Origin of the sequence: uncultured Tenacibaculum sp., from assembly GCF_947495995.1 — a bacterium.
Lineage (GTDB): Bacteria > Bacteroidota > Bacteroidia > Flavobacteriales > Flavobacteriaceae > Polaribacter.
Genome location: NZ_CANMAX010000002.1, coordinates 342,408 through 355,129, shown reverse-complemented (window position 1 = coordinate 355,129; position 12,722 = coordinate 342,408). Strand labels below are relative to the sequence as shown.

Below are 12,722 nucleotides of genomic sequence, written 5' to 3'. Positions count from 1 at the left end.
AAAATAAATAGTTATACATGGCAAAAAAATTACCTTTTGCAATTTTTCTTTTGTTATTCTTTTTAGTAACAAAACCTTTTTTCGCTCAGCAAAGTTATTATAGTGACGTTGATCTCAACTTAACAGGAGTAACTTTAAAAAATGCTTTAGCAGTAAAAATTATTAATACACATACAAATGCTTTAGATTATACTCCAGGAATCTGGGAAGCTTCGAGAGCTACTGATGTAAATCCTGCGAATAGTTCTGAAGTTTTATTGATTTATGGTTATAGTACAACTGGTACTACTTCTAGAACTAGAGGCATTAACGATAATGGAGGAAGTAATGGAGAATGGAATCGTGAACATGTTTACGCAAATTCTCTAGGAAATCCTGATTTAGATGCTGCAGGAACTAATGGACCACCATATGCAGACGCACACAATTTACGTCCATCTGACACACAAATTAACTCTTCTAGAGGTAATAAAAGATTTGCTACAGGATCTGGTAATTCTGGAGCCGTAACGGATGGTTGGTATCCTGGTGATGAATGGAAAGGTGACGTGGCAAGAATTATTATGTACATGTATCTTAGATACGGTGATCAATGTAAACCAACTCAGGTTGGTGTTGGAGATTCATCAGCAACGCCAGATGATATGATTGATTTATTCTTACAATGGAATGCTGAAGATCCTGTTTCTGATATCGAGAGACAAAGAAATACTTTCCATGAAAATACATCTAACACGTATGCGCAAGGTAATAGAAATCCTTTTATCGATAATCCTAGATTAGCAACAAGAATTTGGGGTGGACCAAATGCTGAAGATATTTGGGGAATTTATTCTAGCTCAGATACTGAAGCACCAACAGTTCCAACCAATTTAATGGCAAGTAACATTACTACTTCCTCTATAGATGTTTCTTGGACAGCTGCTACAGATAATGTTGCCGTAACAAGTTATGACGTTTTTGTTGACGGAAATCTTTCCACAAACACAACTAGCACAAGTATTACTTTAGATAATTTAAATTCTAACACAACATACTCAATTACAGTTTTAGCAAAAGATGCTGTTGGAAACGAGTCTGCTCAAACTACAGCAATAACACCAAAAACATTAGAAGATACTGAAGCTCCTACTACTCCATCAAATGTTGTAGTTAGTAATGAAACGGATACTACTTTTAAAGTTACTTGGACAGCTTCTACAGATAACACTGCGGTAACTGTTTATGAAATTTATATCAGTGGAAATTTAGATGGAACTTCTACAAACACAGAATATACTGCAACTGGACTTGTAGCTTCTACAACTTATAGTGTTAGAATTTTAGCAAAAGACGCAGTTGGAAATACTTCACCTTTAAGCACACCTGTCAGTGGGGCAACTACAGACGGAGGAACATCTAGTGCAAATGAGTTATTTTTCTCAGAATATGTTGAAGGTTCTAGTAATAATAAAGCTTTAGAAATTGCAAATGTTACTTCAAGTCCAGTAAATTTATCTGGATATAGTATTAGAAGAAACGGAAATGGTGGATCTTCATGGTCTGCTCCCCTTAACCTTTCTGGAACTATTGCTTCTGGCGATGTTTATGTAATTATTAACGGAAGTGCTGGGTTACAGAAATTAATTGATGAAGCAGATTTAGTTCATCCTAACTCTAGCGCAACAAACAATGGAGAACCAATCAATTTTAATGGAAATGATCCTATTGGGTTATTTAAAAATGATGTTTTAATTGATATCATTGGAGTATTCAATGGTGGTTCAGGAAATTTTGCAAAAGACAGAACTTTACGTAGAAAGTTAACTGTGGTAAACCCAAATACAACTTTCGATTTAGTTAATGAATGGGAAGAATTCGCAAGAGATAATGTAGAAAATATAGGAGTACATAATACTGCAACAGCTAGCATTAATGATGAAGTGCTAAATCAAATTAAAGCATATCCTAATCCAGCTGTTAACGGAATTATCAAAATTCAAAATGGAGGAAATGCTATAATTAATAAAGTTAGCGTATTTTCTATTGAAGGTAAAGAAGTTTACACAACAACTAAAAATTTAAATCAGAATACAATTCTTATTGAAAATATAGAAACAGGAATTTACTTCTTGAAAATAAATAGTGACTTCGGAAACAAACTCCAAAAAATACTAGTCAAGTAAAAATTAAAGCGGCAAAATTTTGCCGCTTTTTTTATGCTTCTATTTCATTCAAAAGAATTAAATTTACACCCTTATAACAACACGTAAACACAACTTAACATAATGATTCATTTCTTTGGAAACACAAACAGTAAGGTATTTGCTGTTCAAACAACAGAAGAATTAACATCTGAAACAATATCTAAACTAACTTGGTTATTTGGTAATCAACCAAAAATAAACGCGGCGTCTATTGACGCCTTTTTTGTTGGGCCAAGAGCAGCTATGATAACTCCTTGGAGTACAAATGCAGTTGAAATTACTCAAAATATGGGAATCGAAGACATCATTAGAATTGAAGAATTCAATGCTATTGACGCTGATTTTTCTGAGTTTGATCCTATGATTTCTCAAAAGTTTGAAAAATTAGATCAAGAAACGTACACCATTGATATTACTCCTGAACCAATTATCGAAATTGAAGATATTGCTGCTTACAACGAGCAAGAAGGTTTAGCTTTAAGTAATGAAGAAATTGATTATTTGAATGAAGTTTCAGCAAGAATTGGTAGAAAACTAACAGATTCTGAAGTATTTGGATTCTCTCAAGTAAATTCAGAACACTGTAGACATAAAATCTTTAACGGTACATTTGTTATTGATGGCGAAGAGCAACCTACTTCTCTATTCAAATTAATTAAAGAAACTTCGAAACAAAATCCGAATGATATTGTTTCAGCTTATAAAGATAATGTAGCGTTTATTAAAGGTCCTAAAGTAGAACAATTTGCTCCTAAGACTGCTGATAAACCTGACTATTATGAAACTAAAGATTTTGAATCTGTTATTTCATTAAAAGCAGAAACTCATAATTTCCCAACAACAGTGGAACCTTTTAACGGAGCTGCTACAGGTTCTGGTGGAGAAATTAGAGATCGTTTAGCTGGCGGAAAAGGTTCTTTACCTTTAGCAGGTACAGCTGTTTACATGACTTCCTACTCTCGTTTAGAAGAAAATCGTCCATGGGAAAAAGCTATGGATGAGCGTAAATGGTTATACCAAACACCAATTGATATTTTAATAAAAGCTTCTAATGGAGCGTCTGATTTCGGAAATAAATTCGGTCAGCCACTAATTTGTGGATCTGTTTTAACTTTCGAACATGAAGAAGATGCTAGAAAATTAGGTTTTGATAAAGTGATTATGCAAGCTGGTGGAATTGGATACGGTAAAGCTGATCAAGCAATAAAAGATACTCCTAAAGAAGGTGATAAAATCGTTATTCTAGGTGGAGAAAATTATAGAATTGGTATGGGAGGAGCTGCGGTTTCTTCTGCTGATACTGGTGAGTTTTCTTCAGGAATAGAATTAAATGCAGTTCAACGATCAAATCCAGAAATGCAAAAGCGTGCTGCCAATGCAGTAAGAGGAATGGTTGAAAGTGAAGAAAACTTTATTGTTTCTATTCATGATCATGGAGCTGGTGGACACTTAAACTGTTTATCAGAACTTGTTGAAGATACAGGTGGAAATATTGATTTAGATAAATTACCTGTTGGTGATCCTACTTTATCTGATAAAGAAATTATAGGAAACGAATCTCAAGAAAGAATGGGATTAGTAATTCCTGAAGATAAAGCTGATGTGTTAAATCGAATCGCAGAAAGAGAGCGATCTCCAATGTATACTGTTGGTGATGTAACTAACGATCATCGATTTACATTTAAATCTAAAACTAAAGGTAATACTCCAATGGATTTAGATTTATCAGATATGTTTGGAAGTTCTCCTAAAACAATTATGAATGATAAAACTATCAATCGTAATTACGAAGAAGTAACGTATAGCAGCGAAAAATTTGAAGAATATTTACACCAAGTTTTACAATTAGAAGCGGTAGCTTGTAAAGACTGGTTAACAAATAAAGTAGATCGTTGTGTTGGTGGTAAAGTAGCTAAGCAACAATGTGTTGGAGAATTACAAATACCTTTAAATAATGTAGGTGTTATGGCACTTGATTATAAAGGTAAAGAAGGAATTGCAACTTCTATTGGCCACTCTCCTATTTCTGGTTTAATTGATTCAAAAGCTGGAAGTCAAAATTCTATTGCAGAAGCGTTAACAAATATTATTTGGGCACCTTTAAAAGATAACTTACAATCAGTTTCTTTATCTGCAAACTGGATGTGGCCTTGTAAAAATGAAGGTGAAGATGCGAGATTATACAGAGCTGTAAAAGCTGTTTCAGAATTTGCTATTGACTTAGGTATTAATGTTCCTACCGGTAAAGATTCTTTATCTATGAAACAAAAGTACCCAAATGAAGATGTAATTTCTCCTGGTACAGTTGTAATTTCTGCTGCAGCAAATTGTAACGATATTACTAGAGTAATAGAACCTGTTTTTCAACAAAACGAAGGCCCTATATATTACATCAATTTATCTCAAGACGAATTTAAATTAGGTGGAAGTTCTTTTAGCCAAATTGTAAATAAAATTGGTAATGAAGTTCCTTATGTTAAGAATACTTCATTCTTTAAGAATGTATTTAACACGATTCAGAAATTAATCAAGGAAGATAAAATTGTTGCTGGTCACGATGTTGCTTCTGGAGGTTTAATTACCACATTACTTGAATTATGTTTTGCGAATACAAATACTGGTGCTAATTTAGATTTGTCAGGTTTAAATGAAAATGATTCTTTAAAATTATTATTTGCTGAAAATTCAGGAATTGTAATTCAAGGAAAAGATGCAAGTATTGAAGAAACATTTAAAGCAAATAATATAGAATTCTTTAAAATCGGAACGGTTACCGAGTCTGATAGAATTAATATTAAGAACAACCAAGACTTATTCTCTTTATCTATAAGTGAATTAAGAGATGTTTGGTATAAGACTTCTTATTTATTAGATCAAAAGCAAACAGCAAATAATTTAGCTACTGATCGTTACAATAATTATAAGAATCAACCATTACAATATAGTTTCCCAAGTCATTTCACTGGAAAATTACCTCAATTAAATAATAATGGTAGCAAACCAAAAGCTGCAATTATTAGAGAAAAAGGTTCTAATTCAGAAAGAGAAATGGCTAATGCTATGTATTTGGCTGGTTTTGATGTGAAAGATGTTCACATGACAGACCTAATTTCTGGTAGAGAAACTTTAGAAGATATTCAATTCATTGGTGCTGTAGGAGGTTTTTCTAATTCTGATGTTTTAGGTTCTGCTAAAGGATGGGCAGGTGCTTTCTTATACAATGAAAAAGCAAATAAAGCACTAAAGAACTTCTTTGAAAGAGAAGATACGTTATCTGTTGGAATTTGTAACGGTTGTCAATTATGGATGGAATTAGAATTAATTAATCCTGATCATGATATTCACGGAAAAATGGTACATAATGATTCTAATAAGCACGAAAGTTCATTTACTTCTGTTAAAATAGGAGAAAATAACTCTGTAATGTTATCTAGTTTAGCTGGAAGTACATTAGGAGTTTGGATTTCACACGGTGAAGGTAAATTTAATTTACCTAAAAATGAAAGTGAATACAATATCGTAGCTAAATATGCTTATGAAGGTTATCCTCACAATCCTAATGGATCTGATTATAATGTAGCAATGCTTTCAGATAAATCAGGAAGACATTTAGTTACTATGCCACATATCGAAAGATCAACATTCCAATGGAATTGGCCTTATTATCCAACAAACAGAAAGGATGAAGTTTCTCCATGGTTAGAAGCTTTCATTAATGCTCGAGAATGGATAGATAATAAGAATAAATAGATAAATTAAAATCATTATACAAAAAGGCACTTTAATACAAAGTGTCTTTTTTTTGTTTACAAAAGTTAACAATGATATTTATTTACAATTGTAAACTAAAACAATTAAAATAATGTGTTTACTTTTGTAAATTAACATAAGTTACGGTTTATTTCAGTTGTATAAGTGTTTTAATTGCTAATGTTCAACCAAAATTTGTCTTAATAAATGAATTTAAAGGCTTAAATTATGTATTTACAACTGTAAAACTCCTTAAAAACCTAGATTTTTACACCTTCCAAGTCACTATAAGACAAATCTATTTTAAACACATAAAAAACTAATAATCAAATACTTAATGCTATTTACTTAAAGTAAAAAACATTAGTTTTTAAGCTATTAAATTATGTTTTTAATGGTTGATATATAAATTTACATTCATTTTTGTATATTTACACTTGTAAACACATTTTAACTGTTTACATTTGTAAATGATAGAACGTATAAAACTTATTCTCGATCACTATAATTTAACGTCATCTGGTTTTGCTGAAAAAATCGACGTTCCTCGCTCTAGTATTTCACATTTGTTATCTGGAAGAAATAAACCTAGTTTAGATTTTATAATTAAGATCGATCAAGCTTTTGATGAAGTAGATTTAGATTGGTTACTCTATGGAAAAGGAAATTTCCCTAAAGGAATTGATACTGGTCCTTCTCTATTCAATCAAAAAATTGAAAAAGCTGAAAAAAAAGAAACTATTTCAAGAAATAATTTTGAAGTTTCAGAAAAAAGTAATAATTTTTCAGAACCTACCCCGAAAACTCTTTCCAAAATAATTCTGTTATATAATGACGGTACATTCGATGTATTTGACAAGTAATTCCCAATTCATGAATTACTGATTTAATAATCCCCTAGAGAAAAAAGTCTGTATTATAATACAGACTTTTTTATCTCAAATAACGACGTTAAAAAACTCATTTTAAGTAACTTAAATACCATTACCTAAAGTTGTAAAAAACAAAAAAACTGCACTTTTAAAAGTGCAGTTCTGAATATTATAAACGTAAGAATATTTTAAGTTTTAGTGTATCCAAAAATTATTAAATACATTCTTTTTCTATTTCTAATTTGTGATTACTACTTTCTAAAATCAATTGGTCATTCTCAAATGAAACAATGTTATAGAAACCAACTACATCGTCACTAAGAGTATTTGATGTTAATAAAAAGGATTCTTGATTTCCGTTCGCGTCATTTACAACTAACCAAGTTCCTATATAATAATCAAACCCATTAACAGTATCGCTGTAGAATAAAAAACTTCCGTCATCAAAAAATTTGAATCGATACGTCTCGTAATTCGAAGTTAAATCGTTCATATCTTTTTCAAGTTTTAAAATTTTCCATTTACAACTTAAAATAGCAATATCAATACCATTATTACGATCACACTCTTTTTGTAATTTTATTGTTTTCCCCGAATTACTTTGGATTAAAACTTTATCAGCTTCTAAACTCGCAACAAAATATTCGTCAGCAATTTCAGTAAATGTTGAAGAAAGATTTAAAACAACATTGCCAAACTGATTCGATGTAACTTCCCAATCACCAGGAAAAATATTATTTAATCCGTCTGTTAACTCAAAAGTTTCATCAGAATTAAAATTAAATTTAAAATCGGTGAATTGATCTGTTATTGTATTTCCATTATCTACAAAGTCAGTTATAATCCAATTACAATTGGTGGTTAAAATATCTCGAACTTGATCTGTTTCAAAATTCGGACATTCTTTTTGCATTTTGATAGTATCTATTCCATTACTTATTTCTATAAAACTATCTCCGCATTCAGAAATTGTCCAAGTTCCATTAAAATCAGAAAGGTTAGATGATAAGTTTAAAACATTACTATTAGTTGACTCTTCCACAGACCATTGACCAAAACCTTGAATTGTACCATTACTATTAACTGTAAACGTAAAATCGTTACTGAATCGTAAATTAAAATTTTCTAAAAGTGGATTTGTTGAATGCTCCGTAATTTTCCAAATACATCTTTCTAGAGCTTGAGTCACAAAATCAACATTACAATAATCTGGATCATCATCATTGAAATTAAAATCATCGTCTTCATCACAAGAATCTCTAGCAGCTTCAATTTCATTTTCTAACTGATCATTGTCATTTACAATTATTCTGGTTCCATCAGCTTTTACTAAACTGATCGGATATTTAATACTCGCAATTGTTGATTCATCTAAATCTTTTAAAAAATTAAAAAGATTTGCATCGTTATTAATAGTTTTAGAATCTACAATATCAAAATCTGTATTAAATACAGAAATAGAAATAGGATAAATAAAATCGATACATTCTATATCTGAATCTATTTCATTTTCTCCTCCGCAAGAACCAACAAGCTCTTGTAGTTCGCTTTCATTTCTAATTTCTTTTTCTTGAAAATCGTTGGTAAAAACTTTGATAGGATATGTTATATCTAAACGATCTATATCATTATTAAAACGATCAAAAATTTCTTCAATTACAGCATAATCATCTTTTGTTCTAATTTCAACATTAGTTCCGTTTACAGTTACTGTTACTGGTAACCTTACCTCTAAACAATTTGCTTTATCTATAATATTATCTACCGAACCATCTAAAGTTACAGCATCAACAATTAAAGTTGTTAATGTAGAATTAGGAACTAAAGTTTGCTCTCTTTGAGAAGTTGTAATCTCTATAACTTCTTTCTGACAAGAAGAAAAACTAATTAAACACAAAATAAATAACACGCAAGTAAAAAACTTAGTGCTTTTTAACGCAAACCTACTATGATGTACATTCATGAATCTGTAGTCATTAATATTGGTATCCAAAATTACGGATTAATGTTTCAAGATTATAATTAATTATTTAATTGATTAAAAAGATCTTAAAAAATTAATTTTAAATCCACTATATCCCCATCCGTGTAAAAATAAAACATGATACTAAAAAAAAATCCTACCTTCGTGATCATTTTTTTATAACTTGGAAAAAAATTATGTGAATAATTTAATGGAAAAACCGATACATAAAAATATTTGTAACGAGAATCTCTTCGCTTCTTTTTTTGACAAACATTTTAAAGATTTGTATAACTTTTTGTATTACAAATTTGGCGAAAGATTAAGTCCAGAAGATAAAGCACAAGAAGCCTTTTTAAAGGTGTGGCAAAATTGCCACAGAATCACACCAGATAAAGCTAAGAGTTTTTTGTACACCACTGCTAATAACTTAATGATCAATCAAGTTAATCATGAAAAAGTAAAATTAAGATACGCAGAAACTCCGCAAAAACAACATACCAATGAATCTCCAGAATATGTTTTAGAAGAAAAGCAGTATTTAGATAAAATTGAAAAAGCAATTGAAAATTTAACTGAAGCACAACGAGTTGCTTTTCTGTTAAACCGAGTTGAAGGAAAAAGATTTAAAGAGATTGCAGCTATTTTAAATATTTCTGTTAAAGCTGTTGAAAAGAGAATTTACGGTGCTTTGAAAAAATTAAGAAAAGATATTGAAGGTTTATAATTTTAAAGGTAGGATATTTCAACTCCTACTTGTTATAGTATTGTAGATAGACATGGAAAAAACTGACTTAATAAAAAAATGGTTAGATTACGATCTTAATCCTCAAGAACTTGAAGAATTCAAGACTCATGAAGATTATGATAAGTTGATGAAGATTTCTGAAGGCCTTAAAAAATTTAAAGCCAAAGATGTAAATCAAAAAGAAATCTATAATAGTATAGTTTCGAAAAATAAAGAAACTAAGACGACTAGTAATCTATTTAGTATAATAACAAAAATCGCTGCTATATTTGTTATAGCTTTGGGTTCATATTTCTTTTTATTTAATAACGAAACTAAAACAATTACCTCTGGTTTTGCTGATAGGATTTCTACTCAATTACCAGATCAATCTATTGTTGAGTTGAACGCTGTTAGTTCTATTGATTACCAAGAGAATAACTGGAATAAAAAACGTGAACTTAGTTTAAAAGGAGAAGCATATTTTAAAGTTGCTAAAGGATCTAAGTTTACAGTAAAAACTTCTTTAGGAAATGTTTCTGTTTTAGGAACAGAATTTAATGTAAAAGTTAGAGATGAAAATTTTAAAGTAATTTGTTATGAAGGACGTGTACAAGTTAAACACAAAAATGAAACTGTAGAATTAGCTCCTGGAGATATATTTAAAAATGGAATTTTACTCAAAGAAAATACCAAAAATTTAAATCCTTCTTGGCTGAATAATGAAAGTGAGTTCACCAGCGAACCTCTATCTGAAGTACTTAAGGAGTTTGAAAGACAATACAACGTTAATTTCACAACAAATAATATCAATACCCGCCAATTATTCACAGGTAAATTTAATCATAAAGACTTGGATTTAGCTTTAAATTCAATAACTTTACCTTTGAATTTGAATTACACCATTCGGGGGAATGAAATTATTTTGAAAAGTGAAGATCCTCAATAAACCTTTTCTATTATTATTAATTTTATTTATAAACATTTTCATTACTTCTTCTCAAAATGAAAATGTATTACCTCTTACAGAAATTTTAAAAAATATAGAAAAACAATACAATGTCAGTTTTTCTTATGCTGATAAAACTGTAGAGAGTCTCAACATTGAAAAACCAAAAGATAAATTAAAATTAAAAGAAGTACTTGAAGTTTTACGATTAAAAACTAATTTAGAATTTAAACTTCTTAACGAGCGGTTTATTATTATAAAAAATAAAAATACAGACAGTATTTTATTTGAAAATCTAGATGAAATATCTGTTCAAGGTTATCTTACTTCCGGAATTTCGAAAAACAATGATGGATCTATACAATTAGAAACCAATAAACTAGGAATACTTCCTGGTTTAATAGAACCTGATGTACTTCAAGCTATTAACGCTTTACCTGGTGTAGTAAGTGTCGATGAATCAATTTCTAACTTAAATATTCGAGGTGGAACTCACGATCAAAACCTAATACTTTTTGATGGTATTCGTATGTATCAATCTGGACATTTTTTCGGATTGATTTCTGCTTTTAATCCACATTTAAAATATAACATCAAACTTTCTAAAGGAGGAAGTAGTGCAAAATATGGAGAAAGTATCTCTAGTATAATCGATATGAAATTACCTAATACAATAACAAATTCATTTGAATTAGGTATGGGTATGAATTTATTGAATTTAGATGTTTTAAGTACAATTCCTTTAAAGAAAAACATTGAATTGCAGATAGCTACTAGAAGATCTACAACCGATTTTTTTAACACTCCTACTTTCGATCAATATTTCAAAAGAGCATTTCAAAACTCTGATTTACAATTAATAACCAATAACAATAGTACCGTAACAAAAGATGAAAACTTTAGTTTTTATGATATTTATGGAAAGTTGATTTGGGACATTGATGATAAACAACAATTACGATTTGTACTATTAAATATAGAGAATGATTTAACCTATAATGAATCATTTTTAAATCCATCTCGTACTGAAGAATTAATGAGTGAATTAAACCAGAAAAATATTAGTTCTGGAATTACATATTTAGTAGATTGGAGTGATCGTTTTAAAGTTACAGCTCAAGCATATTTTACTTTTTATAATTTATCATCGGTAAATGCTAACATTGTTAATCAACAAAGTTTCATTCAAGAAAATGAAATCCAAGATAATGGATATAAGATTGATACTGATTTAATTGTATCTCCAAATACGACTTGGTCTAATGGATATCATTTTTCACAAATAGCTATTAGTAATCTTGAACAAGTTGACGATCCACTTTTTAGAAGATTTATCAAGCAAGTTTTAGTAACTCATTCTTTATACAGTCAACTTAATTATTCAGGAGATAACTTTTATATAAAAGGAGGACTAAGAATGAATTACTTTGAGAAGTTTAACCGTTTCTCTTTTGAACCAAGATTAGCTTTCAATTATAAATTTCACGAGAATTTTAAATTTGAATTTACAACCGATTTTAAAAGTCAGGCTACATCACAAATCATTGATTTACAGAATGATTTCTTAGGAATCGAAAAAAGAAGATGGGTGTTAGCCAATGAAAGTACTCCTATTATTACCAGTCAACAAATTGGTATGGGGTTATTTTATGAAAAAAATAAATGGTTAGTTAGCGTTGAAAGCTATTATAAAAAAGTAAATAATATTAGTAGTCGAAGTCAAGGTTTTCAAAATCAATTTCAATTGATAAATGATATCGGTAGCTACGAAGTAAAAGGAATAGATTTATTAATTCATAAAAAGTTTAAAAACTTTAAAACTTGGTTAAGCTACAGTTACAGTACAAACGATTATATTTTTGAAAATCTAAATAACTCAAAAAGTTTCCCTAATAATGTTGATATCAGAAATGTTATTAGCTTAGACGGGACTTATAATTACAAAAATTTTGATATTGCATTAGGTTTTAATTGGCATTCTGGACGACCATTTACCCAACCAAACGGTATTAGTCCTAATGGAAACAATATAAATTATGAAGCTGCAAATAGCAGTAGATTAAATAGTTATTTACGATTAGATTCTTCAATTAATTATAATTTTAAAATAGGAAAAGCTAAAGCAACTGCTGGTGTTTCTGTGTGGAATATTTTAAATCGTAGTAACGTTTTAAATACTTATTATGATGTTGACAACGGAAATGTAACTCAAATTGATAATATTTCGTTAGGATTTACTCCAAATGCAAGTTTTAGAGTTCGCTTTTAAATAAAA

Annotated in this window: 7 protein-coding genes; 6 read left to right on the top strand and 1 reads right to left on the bottom strand. The window is 29.7% G+C overall.

Features of this window, described 5'->3' with window-relative positions:
* The first annotated feature begins 17 nt into the window (after nucleotides 1-17).
* From Q1A15_RS06715 to Q1A15_RS06705, 3 genes are all read left to right on the top strand, one after another.
* Nucleotides 18-2,165: an endonuclease gene (locus tag Q1A15_RS06715; protein ID WP_299620747.1), complete on the top strand. Its 2,148-nt coding sequence runs from the start codon at nucleotides 18-20 to the stop codon at nucleotides 2,163-2,165.
* Nucleotides 2,166-2,267: 102 nt separating this feature from the next.
* Nucleotides 2,268-5,936, top strand: a complete 3,669-nt coding sequence (gene purL, locus Q1A15_RS06710; RefSeq protein ID WP_299620744.1) for a phosphoribosylformylglycinamidine synthase — start codon at nucleotides 2,268-2,270, stop codon at nucleotides 5,934-5,936.
* 470 nt (nucleotides 5,937-6,406) lie between these two features.
* A complete protein-coding gene (locus Q1A15_RS06705) occupies nucleotides 6,407-6,799 on the top strand; it encodes a helix-turn-helix transcriptional regulator (RefSeq protein ID WP_299620741.1) in 393 nt (130 codons plus the stop codon).
* 223 nt (nucleotides 6,800-7,022) lie between these two features.
* Here the strand turns inward: Q1A15_RS06705 and Q1A15_RS06700 are convergent, their stop codons facing one another.
* Complete coding sequence (locus Q1A15_RS06700; protein ID WP_299620738.1) at nucleotides 7,023-8,801, bottom strand: hypothetical protein; 1,779 nt, start codon at nucleotides 8,799-8,801, stop codon at nucleotides 7,023-7,025.
* Between the two features lie 181 nt (nucleotides 8,802-8,982).
* Here Q1A15_RS06700 and Q1A15_RS06695 point away from each other — a divergent pair, with 181 nt between their 5' ends.
* The 3 genes from Q1A15_RS06695 to Q1A15_RS06685 are packed head-to-tail and all read left to right on the top strand — an operon-like array spanning nucleotide 8,983 to nucleotide 12,716.
* On the top strand, nucleotides 8,983-9,498 hold the full coding sequence (locus Q1A15_RS06695) for an RNA polymerase sigma factor (protein WP_299620736.1): 516 nt from the start codon (nucleotides 8,983-8,985) through the stop codon (nucleotides 9,496-9,498).
* 52 nt (nucleotides 9,499-9,550) lie between these two features.
* Nucleotides 9,551-10,447, top strand: coding sequence for a FecR family protein (locus tag Q1A15_RS06690; protein ID WP_299620733.1), 897 nt, complete (start codon nucleotides 9,551-9,553; stop codon nucleotides 10,445-10,447).
* Complete coding sequence (locus tag Q1A15_RS06685; protein WP_299620730.1) at nucleotides 10,431-12,716, top strand: TonB-dependent receptor plug domain-containing protein; 2,286 nt, start codon at nucleotides 10,431-10,433, stop codon at nucleotides 12,714-12,716. Before Q1A15_RS06690 ends, Q1A15_RS06685 begins: the two co-directional genes overlap by 17 nt.
* Nucleotides 12,717-12,722: the final 6 nt, after the last annotated feature.